Consider the following 16,249-nt stretch of genomic DNA (forward strand, 5'->3'; position numbering starts at 1 on the left):
GATGAACCACAGATTGGCGCTTGCCGCCGCTTCAACAGCCACAGCTTCATCCGGCGCCGATATTCTCATCAATGGCGTTGCCGCTACCTGCGATCCGCTTGGCGCGCTGTATCTCAGCGATCTGTCCTGCCTTGTTGTTTCCGATCTTCATCTGGAAAAGGGTGCAGCCTTTGCCCGTCGCGGCATGATGCTGCCGCCTTACGATACGCTGGCCACGCTGAACCTGCTGTCATCCGTCATTACACGCTACGACCCTCGCATCGTGATTTCCCTCGGCGATAACTTTCATGACCGCCGGGGTTCGCAACTGATGCCGGAAGCCTTTCGCGACACGATCCACCAATTGGCGCGGGGCCGCGACTGGATCTGGATCAACGGCAATCACGATCCGGACGGCATTTTCAACCTGCCCGGACACTCCTTGGATGAACTGGTTCTGGGCGATCTTGTGTTTCGTCATGAACCGAGCCTGCTTGCGGGCAGGGGCGAGGTGGCAGGCCACTTGCACCCATCCGCAACGGTGGGACGCCGGGGCAAATATGTGCGCCGCCCCTGCTTTGCCAGTGATGGTGCGCGGCTTGTGATGCCAGCTTTCGGCGTGTTGACGGGCGGACTCGACCTGAAACATAAGGCAATGCAAGGCCTGTTCGACCATGCCGCCCTGATTGCGCATCTGCTGGGGCGTGACCGCATCTATTCGGTGCGGTTCAACAGCCTGATCGGTTAATCCTTGCGGAAAACAATGCTGGCGCCCCAGCCGGTAATGATGGCCACCAGGACGCAAAAGAGGCCATAGGCCAGCGGCTTCTCATGCGCGGCATCGGTGATGGCCTGTTCCAGGCCGGTCTTCACAACCCGCAGCGGCAGGTCTTTCTGTGCGACGAGAACCCCGCTTTTGAACAGATAGGCATGAACGAGATGCACGCCATCCGGCACATTGGCGGGAAGCCGCAGTGTGGCGCGAAACAGGCTGGAGCTGACAAAGCCGACGCCGGTGGTGTCGTTCTGGTAAAGTCCGCCGCCGACCTTCAGGCGGCGATAGGCATCGCGAAAGTCACTGAGCAGTGTTGCATTGCCAATGTAACCCGTGGGCGAAAGCGTGAGATGATCGATGCCAAGGCCAAGCCGGTTCAATTGCGGCACGGGCTGGATGTCGTTCAACGGTCGCGTGCTGGCAATGGAATAGGATTCCGGTACCTGCTCGAACGTCATCGAATGCGTGTTCATCCAGATGCCGAACACCCGCTCCTTGCGGCGAACGGTGGCATAATCGCGGGGGCCTTCGAGCGTTACCACCACATCATATTGGCCGATGGCGAGAAAAAGCTCGTCCGCATTGGTCAGTGCACCAAAGACGGTGAGATCCGCGCCGCGAAAATCCGAGGTGATGGCAATTTCCGATGTGGAGGTGCCAATTTCCAGCCCTTCCTTGACAGGTCCACCCTGACCGGGAAGGCTTTGCGCCATGGCCCCCTGACCGCCAAGGCATGCCAGCAAAAGCAGGAGCGCATAGATCATGGACCGGAGCATCGTCATGGGCTGACACTCCCCCCGATCTGCAGCGAGTAGAGGTCGGCAGGCGTTAGAACGATATCGACGGCAAGGCGAAGTCCGACGGCCAGAACCAGCAGCGCCAGCAGTGCGCGCAACTGCTCGCCGCGCAGTTTCTGCCCGACGCGAACGCCGTATTGCGCGCCGATGACGCCCGCCACCATCAGGATCGTGGCGAGAACGATATCGACGGAATAGTTGGTCGCCGCCTGAACGACGGTCGTATAGGCCGTCACGAAGATGATCTGGAACAGCGAGGTGCCGACAACGACATTGGTGGGGATGCGCAAGAGATAGATCATGGCGGGGACCATGATGAAGCCGCCGCCCACACCCATGACGGAGGTCAGCACGCCAATGCCGAAACCGAGCGCCACCACGGGAATGGCCGAGAGATAGATCTTGGACTTCTTGAACCGCATTTTCAGCGGCAGGCGATGTACCCAGTTATGCTGGCCGGGACGCTTCAAGGGGAGCGGCTGGTTCTTGGCGGCGCGGCGTATGGCGCGCAGGCTTTCCATCAGCATCAGGCTGCCGATCGTGCCAAGGAAGGCCACATAGAGAAGCGAAATGATCAGATCCAGCTGGCCGAGGCGCCGGAGCCAGGAGAAGATCCAGACACCGACCGTTGCCCCCGCAAGGCCCCCGATGAGCAGCACCGTGCCGAGCTTCACATCCAGAGAGCCGCGCCGAAAATGACTGATGGCACCGGAGACGGAGGAGGCCACAACCTGATTGGCACCCGTTGCCACGGCGACAACTGGTGGAATGTTGTAGAAAATCAGAAGGGGCGTGATGAGAAAGCCGCCGCCGACGCCGAACATGCCGGATAGAAAACCGACGGCAGCACCCATCCCGAGGATGATGAATATATTCACCGACAGCTCTGCTATGGGCAGATAGACGTTCACGGTGCGCCTCTTGAAACAACGGCACGATACGCCATCCCGCTCCTGTCGCGACAGGGTGAGCGAGGTGCCGAACCGATGCCCCGCCGTGTCGCTGTCTCAAGCGCAACGGCCTTGAGCCTTGCATGGGTGAGCCTCGCAGCAATCAGCGAGGCCGAGATACATGTCCAACCCCTTCGTCATGCGATGAGAGTGGAGCAGTGTCAATGTCTCAATGGAAGAGGTGGCGGGCAAAAAGCCCGCAACCTTGGCATGGGGGCGGGGCAATGAGGGGTCAGCCTGTCGCCTTGCCGACCTTGGCCTGATGCTGCTCCAGGAGCTTGCGCACCAGTTCCTCGGTGATGGCACCGTCATCCTTCATGCCATTGCTTTTCTGGAAAGCCTTGATGGCGGTGACAGTCTTCTTGCCCATCAGGCCATCCGGCTGTCCGGCGTCATAGCCGGTCTTGTTCAGGATCGCCTGGATATTGCGGATCGCCTTGCCCATGTCGATTGCACCGGTGGATGTTTCGGGCTGGCCCATCCATGCATCCGGAATAGTGGTGCTGTTCGATTTCGGGTCGAGAGGTTGAGCTTTCCATGCCTCGGCGGCGGCCTTGGCGCGTGCCAGTTGCTCAGGCTTCAGGGCGCGGCCAACCTCATCACGCTTCTCAGCGGCATCCTTGTCGCCACCCTTTGCGGCAACGGCAAACCACTTGTAGCTTTCCTCAAGGTTCTGCGCGGTGCCATTGCCGCGCGCAAACAGGATAGCCAGATTGAACTGGCTGTCGGCAATGCCGAGATCCGCCGCCTTGGTGAACCAGGAAACGGCTGACTTGTAATCGGCGGTGCCATTTGCGCCGGAAGCCTGCAGAACGGCGAGATTATGCATGGCGCTGGCATTTCCGGCCTCGGCTGCGCTCTGGTAAAGCGCAATGGCCTTCGTCATGTCACGGGCCACGCCTGTGCCCTTTTCATAAAGGCTGCCAAGGCGATATTGCGCCGGTGCAAAGCCGCGATCGGCGGCGAGCTGATACCAGTGCGCGGCTTCCTTCGGATCTGCGGTTACGCCATTGCGGCCTTCCGTAAAGCGAGACGCAATCTCGAACATGGCCTGCGAATCTCCCCTGGAGGCAGCCTCTGCCAGAGACTTAGGGCCAATCGTTGCGGGAACTTCAATGCTTGCCGGTGCGGAAGCGGCAGAATCGGCTGCACCCTCTGCGGCAGGGCTATCAAGAGGACGGGCATCCACCGGCATGCTGGGAGCATTGCCTGCCTGAACCGCCTGTTCGCCGGTCGCGGCCTCGCCATCCTGAGGCGCATCCTGCCCACGCGGTTCCTGTGTCGAATCCATCGCGCCGTCTTGCGGGGCGCCCTGCTCGGCAGCGGCGGGATTGATTTGCGGCGCCTGGGAGGGAAGATCGGGGGAGGGCTGCTGCTGCAGGACGGGAGAGGTTGTCGGGATGGAAGGCGGCGGCGTGACGATCTTGTCGCTGCGCGTCAACGTGTTCACCAGCGGCATGGTCATCAGGGCCAGCAGGATCGCACCGACCGCCATCAGAATGGGACGGCGATGACGCGCAAGCGTTCCCTTCAGGTTGGCACCATTTGCCTGGGCCTTGCCTTTGCCGGACGGCGCATTCACGCGTCCACGGCCCTGTGCGCCCGCCTTCAGCGGGTCCGTTTCCTGCGCGGCGGCCTTTGCCGCGCGGCGTGCGGCAGCAATGTAATCCATCCGCTCGCTGCCGTCGGTGCCGCCGGTATTGGCCGCCTGGCTCGCACGCACCCGCTCCAGGATCTTGCGCACATCCGGCTTGCCGGAGCCCGGCTCGAGAAGATCATTTTCATGACCGCTCGCCACCACGTCGGACGGATCGATCGAGGGGACCGGTTCGACAACGGCGCGTGCGACACTGCCTTTCGCCGCAGGCTCGTTCTTGCCATTGGCCTTGAAGCGCTGTGTCAGCGAAGCCAGAAGGCCGGTCTTTTCCTTTTCATCCGGGCTGTTCAGGGCGCGCTCGCTTTCCTGCTCATCGAGGAAGGCGGGTGCGGTGTCGTTCATCAACTCTTCTGCAGCGCGGGCCAGAATGCGCGGAGCCGGTTCCTGCATCACCGGGGCTGCCATAGGGGCTCTGACCGTTGGTGTCTCGGGCAGCGGTTGAACCTTCGGCGAGGACAGATGATCTTCCATCTTGTCCAGGCGTCCGGCGATCTGGACCAGCGTGCGGTGCAGGCTGTCGAAGGTGGTCTGCGCGCGCTCGTCGGAGGCGCGGGCCAGCTGCTCCAGATGACGCAAATCTTCCGCCAGAGCGACGATCTGTGCCGTATCCTGCGGGGCGGAGGTGGAGCCAGATGCTGGCTGTCCCGCTGGCTTGTAGGCCTGGATGACCGTTTCGGCCGCCTGACGCGCTGCCTCGAGAATATACTCGTCGCTCGTCGCCATATAGCTTTCGATCGAGGCCATGCGCTGGTCGAGATCGCCCGGCAACGCAGCCGCATCGCGCGGGGATGCGCGGAACAGGGCGGTCAGGTCTGCAATCTGCGCCTCCAGATGCATCAGGGCGCGGTTGTCATGCTGTGGTGCGGCTGCGGTGTCGTTCAGGCGGCGGGCAATGTCGTCCAGCCTCTGCTCAAGCCGGTCAAAGCCATCGTGCTGCGGCAATTCGCTTCTGGAAGGCTGCCGATATTGCATCTCCTCCAGCCGTTCAGCCAGTTCATCCAGACGCGCGAGAACATGACCATCCAGCTTTTCGCCGGACATGGCGTCCATGCGGCGGGACAGATCGGCGAGATAAGCGGTGAGTTCGGCCTGATCCGTATGGCCTGTCTGGCCCAGTTTGGAAACAACCTCTTCCAGCCGTTCCTCCAGCCGGTGCGAATCCTGCACCTGGGCCAGATTGTCGAATTTTTCGGCCAGATGCGCCAGGCGATCCTCCAGCCGCCGCAGCGCTGCCTGTTCCTCGCCATTGTCACGGGCGCGGCCCTGAACCGATACGGCGCGGCTGATTTCATCCAGACGGCTGTCGAGATGCGAAAACTGATTGTGAACGACATCCGGCACGGAGGGACGTGCAATCAGATCCTCAATCACCGTCGTCAGGATGAGAACCTTGTCCTCCAGAGCCTGCAGCGCCGGGCTGTCACCCATGGTGCCCAGTTCGGACTTGATCCCGTCAATGCGGTAGGCCAGTGCAATCAGCTCGCGCTGAATGCCATGCGTGTCCAGTTCCTGAAAGCGATCTTCCAGCTCTGCCCAGCGCAGTTCCATTCTCTGGACGCTGTCTTCACGGGCCAGACCGTCCATCATGTGGCGCAGCTCGTCCAGTTCTTGCTGGAGCGTGCTTCCTCCGGCGGGAGCGCGCTGGTTCATCTCATCGATGCTCAGCGCCAGCCTGCCGAGTTCCTCGCGCAATTCATCCGGCAGGCGGCGATCGAGCGAGAGTTCCCGGATGGCGCTGATTTCGGCGCGCATCTGGTCCATCTCGCGCGAGATTCCTTCGGAAATATCGCGCTTCAAATCCTGCCGCAGCGCCTGCAGCGCGCTGACGATATCGCGAACGCCATATTCCGGCTGTGGGGCGGCGGCACGCAAGGGGGCCGGTTCCGGCCTGCGACGGGGCTCCTCCCGCAGCGGCTCTCTGGCTGCGGGGCGCGGCTCATTCGCACGGCTGGCCTCGGCGCGTGATCCGGCAAATTCACGCCGTTCAAGAATGTCTTCCAGAAATGCTTCCCGGCGCTCGCGCAGGGCAGGGCGCGCCTCCTGCGGCTGGGTTTCACGGCGCGGTGCCTCGGCCTCTCTATGGTTTTCGTGCGGCGTTTCCTGAGCGGACGCGTGCTCGCGGCGCTGTTCGCGTTCTCGCGCGGCACCCAGCATGCGCTGACGCTGGCGAATCTCGTCCAGGATCTCCTTGTCGATGCGTGGTTCGCGTCCCGACGTTTTGAGCAGCCCCTCAATCCGTGCCTCAAGGCTATCGATGGTTCTGTTCAACGCATCGAGCGAGCGTTCCCCGCGCGGATTAGGATTTTGGCGTGATCCGTTCATTTCTTGCTCGCTCGCTTTCGGCTGCGCTCATTCCGACAGGTCTGCTGTTCCGGCTTCCAGCATCAGCCTTCCGGCGCCATGCTTCGTGTGACGCACAATCGCGTGGGTTTAAGCCTGGAAACTTGTTCGTGGCTTATTCCCGCGCACCGACCGGAGGGCCGAAGCACTGGAGCTGCGGCTAACGACCACCTTTCGCGAAACGTAGTTAACACCGTGTTAACGAGGGGAGGGTTCTTGCGGCGAAATACCTGAAAAATCGAGACTTGTGCCTGTTTTCACCTCTTCCTCGTGCGCGAAGAAGCGGCTGAACCTCTGGTTTAATTTATGCTGTTTTTCGCATGTTTCGATCCGGCGTCGCGCACTGCAAAGATGCGAAAGCACGTTTGCTCAACAGGGCGTAAAGATTTTCGCCACAAGCTCCGAAAGTGTCCCACGCTCTTGCCTTGAGCCTTCACAGAAGATTTTGTCGCAGCACCCACTTCTTGATTGACGTTTACGCGCACGTCAATATTTTAGGGGCATGGATGCCGGTTCTGCCGGTCGCTGATTTTGGAGGAGTTCGCGAAATGCCTGTCTACAAGGCCCCGGTTGCAGATACCCTGTTCGTTTTGAAGGATGTGCTCGGGATCGAGCGCTACAACAACCTGCCGGGCTTTGCCGATGCAACGCCGGAAATGATCGAGGCTATTGCCTCGGAGGCGGCCAAGCTCTCCGAGGAGGTGCTGTTCCCGGTCAATTACTCCGGTGATCAGGAAGGCTGTGTGCGCGCCGATGACGGCACTGTAAAGACGCCGAAGGGCTTCAAGCAGGCTTATGACGCTTATTGCGAGGGCGGCTGGATCGGTCTGGCTGTGCCGGAAGAATTCGGCGGACAGGGCTTGCCCTATACGCTGCATGCGGCGGTAGGCGAATACACATCCTCCGCCAACATGTCTCTCATGATGTATCCGGGCCTGACACAGGGTGCCATTGCCGCGATCCTCGTTCACGGTAGCCAGGAGCAGAAGGAGACCTATCTGCCGAAGATGGTTGAAGGCAAATGGTCTGGCACCATGAACCTGACGGAGCCGCATTGCGGCACGGATCTGGGTCTGCTGCGCACGAAGGCCGTGCCGAATGGCGATGGCACCTACAAGATTTCCGGCCAGAAGATCTTCATCTCGGCTGGCGAACACGACATGACGGACAATATCGTCCATCTGGTTCTCGCGCGCATCGAAGGCGCACCGGCTGGCACCAAGGGCATTTCGCTGTTCATCGTGCCGAAATATCTCGTCAATGAGGACGGCTCTGTCGGTGAGCGCAACAAGGTTGTCTGCGGTGCCATCGAGCACAAGATGGGCATTCATGGCAATGCCACCTGTGTGATGAACTATGACGAGGCCACCGGCTACCTGATCGGCGCGGAGAACAAGGGCTTGAACGCCATGTTCGTGATGATGAACGAGGCGCGCCTGGGTGTGGGTCTTCAAGGCCTCGCTATTTCCGAAATCGCCTATCAGAACGCTGTGGCCTATGCGAAGGACCGCATCCAGGGCCGCTCGCTCTCCGGCCCGAAGGCTCCGGAAAAGGCGGCCGATCCGATCATCGTTCACCCGGATATTCGCCGCACGCTGATGACGATCAAGTCGTTCAACGAAGCCGGTCGCGCCTTCATGCTGTGGACGGCGCTGAAATCGGACATTGCGCACCGTTCCAGCAATGAGGCGGAGCGTCAGGCAGCCGACGATCTTCTGGGTCTGGCAACGCCGATCCTGAAAGGTGTGTTGACCGACAAGGGATTCGACCATGCGGTGATGGCGCAGCAGGTCTATGGCGGCCACGGCTACATTGAAGAATGGGGCATGAGCCAGTATGTGCGCGATGCCCGCATTGCCATGATCTATGAGGGTGCCAACGGCATTCAGGCGCTCGATCTCGTTGGCCGCAAGCTGGCGCTCAACGGCGGCCGCGCCGTGATGGCAGCCTTCAAGGAAATCGGCGATTTCTGCGAGGAAAACCGTTCTAACGAGCAGATGGCACCTTACACCAAGGCGCTGAAGAAGGGCTTGAACGATCTTCAGGCCTCCACCATGTGGTTCATGCAGAATGCCATGGCAAAGCCTGACAATGCCGGTGCCGGTTCGACCGATTACATGCATCTCTTCGGTCTGGTCATGCTGGGCTATATGTGGGCCAAGATGGCAAAGTCTGCGCAGGAGCTGATCGCTGCTGGTGACGAACGCGCCGATTTCCTCAACAGCAAGCTGGTGACGGCCCGTTTCTTCATGGACAAGATCATGCCGGAAACGGCACTGCGCAAGGTCCGCATCGAAGCTGGCTGCGACACGCTGATGGAACTTGCAGCCGAAGCATTCTAAGCTGCCAACCAGATCATGAGCCTCCTGCTCTTTGGAGTGGGAGGTTCAGCCATGACGCCCAATTTGCTCCAGAAGGGGCGTCGCAGTGACTATTCAGGCGCGCTTGCGCCATAGGGAGAGAGACAATGACCGAAGTCTATATCTATGACCACGTGCGCACACCGCGCGGCCGTGGCAAGAAGGATGGTTCCCTGCACGAAGTGCCCTCCGTTCGCCTTGCTGCCAAGACGCTGGAAGCCATTCGCGACCGCAACGGCCTGGACACTGCGCAGGTGGACGACATCATCATGGGCTGCGTCGATCCGGTGATGGATTCCGGTGCGGTGATCCCGAAGGCTGCGGCTTTCGAGGCGGGTTACTCCACCAAGGCGCCGGGCATGCAGATTTCGAGGTTCTGCGCATCGGGTCTCGATGCCGTGAACTTCGGCGCTGGCAAGATCGTTGCCGGTTCGGATGAGATCGTGATTGCAGGCGGCGTTGAAAGCATGTCGCGCGTTGGCATGGGCATGTCCGGCGGTGCCTGGTACATGGATCCTTCGGTCAATTTTCCCGGCTATTTCATGCCGCAGGGCGTCTCCGCCGATCTGATTGCCACAAAGTATGGCTTTACCCGCGATGACGTGGATGCCTATGCGGTGGAAAGCCAGAAGCGCGCCGCAAATGCCTGGGAGAAGGGCTACTTCAAGAACTCCGTCATTCCGGTGAAGGATCAGAACGGTCTCGTTATCCTGGATCGCGATGAGCATATGCGTCCGGGCACCGATATGCAGGGGCTTGCCTCGCTCAATCCGAGCTTCCAGATGCCGGGCGAAATGGGCGGCTTTGAAGCGGTTGGCATTCAGGCGCATCCCGAAATCGAGCGCATCAATTACGTCCACCATGCCGGTAACTCCTCCGGTATCGTGGATGGCGCAGCGGCCGTTCTCTTGGGCTCCAAGGCGGGTGGCGAAACCATGGGCCTGAAGCCGCGCGCCCGCATCCGCGCCTTTACCAATATCGGTTCCGATCCGGCGCTGATGCTGACTGGCCCGGTCGATGTGACGGAAAAGCTTTTGAAGAAAACCGGCATGTCAATTTCCGACATTGACCTGTTCGAGCTCAACGAAGCCTTCGCGGCTGTCGTGCTGCGCTATCTTCAAGCCTTTGAGATTTCCCACGACATCATGAACGTCAATGGCGGCGCGATTGCCATGGGCCATCCGCTCGGCGCCACGGGTGCCATGATCCTCGGCACGGTTCTCGATGAACTCGAGCGCCGGGATTTGAACACTGCGCTGGTTACCCTCTGCATCGGTGCAGGCATGGGTACGGCGACTGTGATCGAACGCGTCTGATCGGGAGGAATGACAATGACCTACAAGAATTTCACCGTCGAAACCGACGCAGACGGCATTGCTCTCGTTACCTGGGACATGCCGGACAAGAGCATGAATGTTTTCACCGTCGAGGTGATGGACGAGATCGACGCCATTGTGGATGCAGTGGTGAAGGACGAGACGGTCAAGGGCGTCGTCTTTACCTCCGGCAAGGCAACCTTCTCCGGTGGTGCGGACCTGACCATGATCCGTGGCATGTTCCAGCTTTTGCATGAAGAGCAGGAAAAGAACCCCGATACGGCGATGCAGAAGCTCTTCGACGTGGCCGGTCGCATGACCTGGCTGTGGCGCAAGATCGAAATCTGCGGCAAGCCCTGGGTATCCGCCATCAATGGCGTGTGCATGGGTGGTGCGCTGGAACTGTCGCTTGCCTGCCATGGTCGCGTGGCTGCCAATTCCAAATCCGTGAAGCTCGCTTTGCCGGAAGTGAAGGTCGGCATTTTCCCCGGCGCTGGCGGCACGCAGCGTGTGGCACGCCTTGCCAATACGCAGGACGCGCTTCAAATGATGACGACGGGCCAGACTTTGACACCACAGCGCGCCAAGGCCATGAACCTCGTTCATCAGGTTGTCGAGCCGGATCAGCTCATTTCCGCAGCCAAGCAGATGATCAAGGATGGTCTGAAGCCGGTAGCACCCTGGGACGAGAAGGGTTTCAAGGTGCCCGGCGGCGGCATCTGGACGCCCGCTGCCGCACAGCTGTGGCCAGCGGCCCCGGCAATTCTGCGCCGTGAGACGGCGGGCAATTATCCCGGTGCTCTCGCCATTCTGAAATGCGTTTACGAAGGTTTGCAGGTGCCCTTCGATACGGGCCTGAAGATCGAGCAGCGCTATTTCACGCAGATCCTGCGCTCCACCGAAGCCTTCTCGATGATCCGCTCTCTGTTCATTTCCATGCAGGAACTGGGCAAGGGTGCGCGCCGTCCGGCAGGGCCGGAAAAGCAGAAGCTTTCCAAAATCGGCGTGGTTGGCGCAGGTTTCATGGGCGCGTCCATCGCCTATGTTTCGGCTGCTGCGGGCATTGCGGTTTCGCTGATCGATCGCGATGAAGACGCTGCTGCAAAGGGCAAGGCGCATTCTGAAAAGCTGGTGGCTGATCAGGTGGGCAAGGGTCGCATGACCAAGGAGGAGGGCGAAAAGCTTCTCTCCCTCATTACGCCGACGGCAGATTACGCAACGCTTTCGGATGTTCCGCTGGTCATCGAGGCTGTGTTCGAAGACCGTCAGGTGAAGAAGGATGTGATTGAGAAGGTCGAGGCCGTTCTGCCGGAGACGGCGATCTTTGCCTCCAACACCTCGACGCTGCCCATCACGGGCCTTGCCAAGAACTCCAGGCGTCCAAAGCAGTTCATCGGCGTGCATTTCTTCTCGCCGGTTGAGAAGATGATGCTGACGGAAGTGATCCTCGGCGAGGAGACGGGCGATGAGGCTCTGGCGGTCGCTCTGGATTATGTCGCGCAGATCAAGAAGACGCCCATCGTCGTCAACGATACGCGTGGCTTCTACGTCAACCGCTGCGTCTTCCGCTTTATCAACGAAGCCTATGACATGCTGATTGAAGGCGTGCCTGCGGTGATGATCGAAAACGCCGCCAAGATGGCTGGCATGCCTGTTGGCCCGCTGTCGTTGAACGATGAAGTGGCCGTCGATCTTTCCCAGAAGATCATGAAGGCCTCCATCGCCGATCTGGGCGAGGCCTCCGTGAAGCAGGAGCATATGGCGCTGGTCGACAAGCTGGTGAACGATCTGGACCGTCGTGGCCGCAAGAATGGCAAGGGCTTCTACGAATATCCCGCAAAGCCCGCCAAGAAGTTCCTGTGGCCGGGCCTCAAGGATCTCTACCCCCAGAAGCACGCATCCGAAGTGGATGTGAACGTGCTGAAGCAGCGCCTTCTCGTGACCATTGCGCTCGAAGCGGCGCGGACCATGGAAGAGGGCATTGTGACCGATCCGCGTGAGGCCGATGTCGGCTCCATTCTCGGCTTCGGTTTTGCGCCTTACACGGGCGGCACGCTCTCCTATATCGACGGCATGGGCGTGAAGACCTTTGTGGAACTTTGCGAAAAGCTGGCCGCGCAATACGGCGATCACTTCAAGCCGACACCGCTTCTCAAGGACATGGCGGCAAAGGGTGAGACCTTCTACACGCGCTTCAACCCCTATGGGGCAGAGCAGAAGGCGGCCTGACACACCGGCGAAACGAAAAGGATAGGCCCTGCGGGGCCTATCTCTGTTTCCGGTGCAGTTTCATCTCAGCCTCCAGGCAGCATATGCACAATGAGCGGCACGATGAGGGAGGTGGCAATCGCATTCAGCGCCATGGCAATTCCCGCAAACAGGCCCGCTGTCGGGTCCACCTCATAGGCGCGTGCCGTGCCGATGCCGTGCGAGGTCAATCCCACGGCAAAACCTCTCGCCGCATAATCGCGAATGCCCATGCGGTTCATGAAGGGCGTGACGATCAGCGCGCCGACAATTCCGGTCAGGATCACCAGCACGGCCGTCAGGGACGGATTGCCGCCGAGCGACGAGGAGATCGCCATGGCCACACCGGCGGTGGCCGATTTCGGCAGAAACGAGATAAGCACATCGCGCGGCAAACCCACGATCCAGCCCAGCAGCAGGACGGAAATGACCGCTGCGAGCGAGCCGACAGCAAGGGCAACGCCGATCGGTGCCAGAACCTTCTTCACCTCGTCCCAACGCAGATAGAGTGGCACCGCAATGGCCACCGTGGCCGGGCCGAGCAGGAAATGCACGAATTGCGCGCCTGCGAAAAAGGTCTGGTAGGGAATGTCGAAAAGCGTGACGATGAGCGACAGGGTGAGGATCGAAGTCAGAACCGGGTTGGCGAGCGGATGGCGCCTGACCAGGATCGAAAACTCGGTGGCTCCGATCCAGGTGCAGACTGTCAACGTCAACCAGATCAGGGGGGAGGTGGAGAGATAAACCCAAAGATCGACCGGACTGCGCATCAAGCCTGCCTCGCAAAGAAACGGCGTGCCGCGATAAAGGTCCATACGGTCACGGCAAGCGTGAACACTGCCGACAGCACCAGGACAAAGGCGATGGACCCGGCCTCGGATTTCACCACGCCCCAGAGCGATACGACGCCAACGCCCGCAGGCACGAACAGAAGACCCAGATTGGAGAGAAGCGCTGCCGATGCGCCTTCGACCTGCACAGGCTTGGGCCGCCCCGTCAGGTGAAAGGCGCGCAAGGCCAGAAACAGAAGCACGAGCCCGATCACCGGACCGGGCACAGGCAGCTTTGTCAGAAAGACGAGACTTTCGCCCAGCAATTGGAAGAGAAGCAGGACGGCGAAACCGCGAATCATGGTGGCTCCTGTGGGGAGATGTGTTCAAGAATGGGTCTGCCCCGCCCTTCATAGGCAAGGTGCGGGAAAAACACCGTTGAGCAGGCATTTGGAGGGTAGAAAAACTACCTTTGACAACACTAATAATCTCAAGGCATGGCGACAAACAGGGCAGGATTAGGGTAAACCAGTACTGACTTATCCCAAGGGCGCCGGATGAACAAAGCAGACAGGCCATATGCCTCTCCGAAGACGGATGTCGCGCAGGAAGCGATGATGTCTGATGGTGCCAGGCGCGATATACAGCTTGTGAAGCTGCTGACACGTTTGCCATCCTTCCGCGCAACTCTGGAGCCCGCCAGCGCCCGGCAAATCGCCTTGGCCTATGGCGCTTCGCTGCTCATAGAGCTGGTTGCGATCTGGGCCCGGTTCGTGATCGATCCCTATCTGCCTCCAGGCTTCCCCTATCTCACCTTTTTCCCCGCGGTCATCCTCACGGGTTTCATTTTCGGCATGGGGCCGGCCCTGTTGAACACCGTCATCTCGGGCGGTGTTGCGTGGTACTGGTTCATTCCGCCGGTCCAAAGCCTGGACATCAATGCCCAGTCGGCCACCGCGCTGATCTTTTTCTTCATCGTCATCGGGATCGATCTTGGCCTTCTGCGGTTGCTTCTGATGGCCTATGCCCAGCAAATGCGGGCGCGGGAAGATTTGACCCGGCATCTTCACCTGCAGCAGCTTGTTTCCGAAGAGGTTGATCACCGTTTGAAGAACCTGCTGGCGACCACGAGCGGGTTGATCTCCCTGTCGCAGCGCCATGCCAGTACGCCGGAGCAACTGGGCGCCCAGCTGCGCCAGCGCATTCAGGCCATGGGCCATTCCATTGCGCTGTTGAGAGGCTCGCTACATGGTGGCAGCACCTCCATGCGAGATGCAATCCTGTCATCTGTCGAGCCGCTGGGCCTGACCCTGGGCGACAGGCTGAGCTTCGAAGGCCCGGTTCTGAGGCTGAATGGATCCTCCATCATTTCGCTGAGCCTCATCATGCATGAGCTTGGCACCAATGCCTTCAAATACGGTGCCCTTTCGCGGGAGAGCGGGCGCATTCGCATTCATTGGCAGCTACGCGAAGAGGTGGGGGGCGATGACGAGGCCGAGCCGACGCGATGGATCGAATTGACGTGGGAGGAGCGCGGCGGCCCGCAGGTGACGCCGCCTTCGAATGCCGGATTCGGGACCGAACTGGTGCGGCGCCTTGCCAAAAGCTATGGCAGCGATTGCAAGCTGGATTATCAGCCCGAAGGTTTGTGCGTCACCCTGCGGATGCTGGCTGATACCGTTCTGGCATCGCAAAACGAGTAACGGCGCCTTTCGGCGCCGTCAGAGGAGTGTCTCAGGCTTTCTTGCCCGCAGGAACCTTCACGGTGCCCGGTGTCTGGCCGTGCGGCAGCCACTTGTCCCGCTCTCTCCACAGGGCTGGCAGTGCCAGCAGGCCGATGCAGCACAGGGCAATTGCGGTTTTCGTCAATTGCGACAGTTCCGGCGTGCGGCCGTCGAGGTAATAGACGCCGTAGACGATGGCGACGTGCCAAACATAGACATAGAGCGAGTGGCGGCCGAGCAGCTGCAGGAACTTCAGCGACAGCACCCAGATGATGGCATTGCCGATGCGCTGCACCCAGAGCGCCTTGTGCTTTGGCCCTGCAATCACAAGCCAGGTGATGAGCGTGGCGGCTGCCACGAAGTTGATGAGATAGACCGGGCCGAAATCGGCGCGAATTTCCATGGTCGCAAACTTGCCCACCAGTTCCGCCGGCATCATGCCATGTGCGGTGAGGATGCGCAGCGGCAGGAAGAAGGCGCAGACCAGCACGCAGATGGTCGGGATGAAGGTGTTCTTCGGCGAAAAGATACCCGTCCAGTTGATCTTGTTCAGCGAGGTCATCGCACCCAGCACCAGGCCCGAATAGAAGACGATCTGCCAGCCGAGCAGGTTGAACGAGGCGCGAATGCCCTGTTCATCCGGCCGCATGAAGAAGTGGTTCATTGGCTCGGTGACAAGCTTTTGCAGGCCAAGCTGCCCCGCCATCCAAAGGATGAGCGAACCGGCCATGACATGCGCCCATTTTCCATCGATCACCAGCTTCACCAGCATGGGGGCAAAGATCATGTAAATGATGTATTGCGGCAGGATATCCATGAAGGTCGGCTGGAACACGAAGCTTGCAATCGCGGCCAGACGGATCGGATCGTCGAAAGTGGTATAGCCAAGCCAGTTGTACCAGACGTAATAGGCTCCCGGCAGGACCATCTGTGCGGCCAGGACGCAAATCACGATGCCCATGGCATAGCGATACAGTTCAAATGCGCGGGAATAGATGGCATTGCGCCCGAATTCATAGCCGTTCTTGGCCATCTTGCGCACATAGACCATTCCGATCAGCAGACCGGAGAGAAACACGAAGCCCTGCGCGTCTTCCACGAAGGCAAGCTGGTTGTGGTTGATGTTGACCAGCCAGTAGCCGCCGGCGAAGACAAGGTGATTGATCAGCATGAAAACGAGGAAATAGCCTCGCATACCGTCAATGAGGTCATAGCGTTTCATCGGTCGCGTTCTCCTTGAGCGGATCATGGGCCAAGGGCTCGCGATCCGATGGGCCTCTACGGGCAGGATGATCGGGCTTCAAAGCAATGTTCGTGATGTCGAACACCGCTCT

At 60.0% G+C, this 16,249-nt stretch carries 11 protein-coding genes; 5 read left to right on the forward strand and 6 right to left on the reverse strand.

Annotated features, from left to right (window positions below; genetic code table 11):
* Position 1 precedes the first annotated feature (1 nt).
* Complete coding sequence (gene pdeM / locus ACFSE1_RS07510; RefSeq protein WP_377398818.1) at positions 2 to 727, forward strand: ligase-associated DNA damage response endonuclease PdeM; 726 nt, start codon at positions 2 to 4, stop codon at positions 725 to 727.
* Here the strand turns inward: pdeM and ACFSE1_RS07515 are convergent.
* The 3 genes from ACFSE1_RS07515 to ACFSE1_RS07525 form a co-directional block, all read right to left on the reverse strand.
* Positions 724 to 1,530, reverse strand: a complete 807-nt coding sequence (locus tag ACFSE1_RS07515; RefSeq protein ID WP_377398821.1) for a TIGR02186 family protein — start codon at positions 1,528 to 1,530, stop codon at positions 724 to 726. The genes pdeM and ACFSE1_RS07515 overlap by 4 nt on opposite strands.
* A gap of 2 nt (positions 1,531 to 1,532) precedes the next feature.
* Positions 1,533 to 2,462: a sulfite exporter TauE/SafE family protein gene (locus ACFSE1_RS07520; protein WP_377398719.1), complete on the reverse strand. Its 930-nt coding sequence runs from the start codon at positions 2,460 to 2,462 to the stop codon at positions 1,533 to 1,535.
* A gap of 271 nt (positions 2,463 to 2,733) precedes the next feature.
* A complete protein-coding gene (locus tag ACFSE1_RS07525; RefSeq protein ID WP_377398722.1) occupies positions 2,734 to 6,480 on the reverse strand; it encodes a peptidoglycan-binding protein in 3,747 nt (1,248 codons plus the stop codon).
* Between the two features lie 566 nt (positions 6,481 to 7,046).
* Between ACFSE1_RS07525 and ACFSE1_RS07530 the strand changes: the two genes are divergently transcribed.
* The 3 genes from ACFSE1_RS07530 (at position 7,047) to ACFSE1_RS07540 (ending at position 12,403) form a co-directional block, all read left to right on the forward strand.
* Positions 7,047 to 8,840, forward strand: a complete 1,794-nt coding sequence (locus ACFSE1_RS07530; protein ID WP_377398725.1) for an acyl-CoA dehydrogenase C-terminal domain-containing protein — start codon at positions 7,047 to 7,049, stop codon at positions 8,838 to 8,840.
* 125 nt (positions 8,841 to 8,965) lie between these two features.
* Positions 8,966 to 10,174: an acetyl-CoA C-acetyltransferase gene (locus tag ACFSE1_RS07535; RefSeq protein WP_377398728.1), complete on the forward strand. Its 1,209-nt coding sequence runs from the start codon at positions 8,966 to 8,968 to the stop codon at positions 10,172 to 10,174.
* A 15-nt stretch (positions 10,175 to 10,189) separates the two neighbouring features.
* Positions 10,190 to 12,403, forward strand: coding sequence for a 3-hydroxyacyl-CoA dehydrogenase NAD-binding domain-containing protein (locus ACFSE1_RS07540; protein ID WP_377398730.1), 2,214 nt, complete (start codon positions 10,190 to 10,192; stop codon positions 12,401 to 12,403).
* 65 nt (positions 12,404 to 12,468) lie between these two features.
* On the opposite strand, the gene ACFSE1_RS07545 is transcribed toward ACFSE1_RS07540, so the two are convergent.
* Both ACFSE1_RS07545 and ACFSE1_RS07550 read right to left on the reverse strand, forming a co-directional pair.
* The gene (locus ACFSE1_RS07545) at positions 12,469 to 13,191 is read right to left on the reverse strand and encodes an LrgB family protein (RefSeq protein ID WP_377398733.1); all 723 of its coding nucleotides are present in this window, start codon (positions 13,189 to 13,191) and stop codon (positions 12,469 to 12,471) included.
* A complete protein-coding gene (locus tag ACFSE1_RS07550; RefSeq protein ID WP_377398736.1) occupies positions 13,191 to 13,553 on the reverse strand; it encodes a CidA/LrgA family protein in 363 nt (120 codons plus the stop codon). Before ACFSE1_RS07550 ends, ACFSE1_RS07545 begins: the two co-directional genes overlap by 1 nt.
* A 195-nt stretch (positions 13,554 to 13,748) precedes the next feature.
* On the opposite strand from ACFSE1_RS07550, the gene ACFSE1_RS07555 reads away from it, so the two are divergent.
* Positions 13,749 to 14,894, forward strand: a complete 1,146-nt coding sequence (locus ACFSE1_RS07555; RefSeq protein WP_377398739.1) for a sensor histidine kinase — start codon at positions 13,749 to 13,751, stop codon at positions 14,892 to 14,894.
* A 31-nt stretch (positions 14,895 to 14,925) separates the two neighbouring features.
* On the opposite strand, the gene ACFSE1_RS07560 is transcribed toward ACFSE1_RS07555, so the two are convergent.
* Complete coding sequence (locus ACFSE1_RS07560; RefSeq protein WP_377398742.1) at positions 14,926 to 16,137, reverse strand: OpgC family protein; 1,212 nt, start codon at positions 16,135 to 16,137, stop codon at positions 14,926 to 14,928.
* Positions 16,138 to 16,249 lie beyond the last annotated feature (112 nt).

It is taken from the genome of Affinirhizobium helianthi (assembly GCF_042680945.1).
In the GTDB taxonomy this organism is placed as follows: Bacteria; Pseudomonadota; Alphaproteobacteria; order Rhizobiales; family Rhizobiaceae; genus Neorhizobium; species Neorhizobium helianthi.

Bases quoted from the DNA above. Each gene is read 5' to 3' on its own strand.
- ACFSE1_RS07530 (WP_377398725.1), top strand. From the start codon at position 7,047: ATGCCTGTCTACAAGGCCCCGGTTGCAGATACCCTGTTCGTTTTGAAG.
- ACFSE1_RS07540 (WP_377398730.1), top strand. From the start codon at position 10,190: ATGACCTACAAGAATTTCACCGTCGAAACCGACGCAGACGGCATTGCT.
- ACFSE1_RS07550 (WP_377398736.1), bottom strand. From the start codon at position 13,553: ATGATTCGCGGTTTCGCCGTCCTGCTTCTCTTCCAATTGCTGGGCGAA.
- pdeM (WP_377398818.1), top strand. From the start codon at position 2: ATGAACCACAGATTGGCGCTTGCCGCCGCTTCAACAGCCACAGCTTCA.
- ACFSE1_RS07545 (WP_377398733.1), bottom strand. From the start codon at position 13,191: ATGCGCAGTCCGGTCGATCTTTGGGTTTATCTCTCCACCTCCCCCCTG.
- ACFSE1_RS07555 (WP_377398739.1), top strand. From the start codon at position 13,749: ATGAACAAAGCAGACAGGCCATATGCCTCTCCGAAGACGGATGTCGCG.
- ACFSE1_RS07535 (WP_377398728.1), top strand. From the start codon at position 8,966: ATGACCGAAGTCTATATCTATGACCACGTGCGCACACCGCGCGGCCGT.
- ACFSE1_RS07525 (WP_377398722.1), bottom strand. From the start codon at position 6,480: ATGAACGGATCACGCCAAAATCCTAATCCGCGCGGGGAACGCTCGCTC.
- ACFSE1_RS07560 (WP_377398742.1), bottom strand. From the start codon at position 16,137: ATGAAACGCTATGACCTCATTGACGGTATGCGAGGCTATTTCCTCGTT.
- ACFSE1_RS07515 (WP_377398821.1), bottom strand. From the start codon at position 1,530: ATGCTCCGGTCCATGATCTATGCGCTCCTGCTTTTGCTGGCATGCCTT.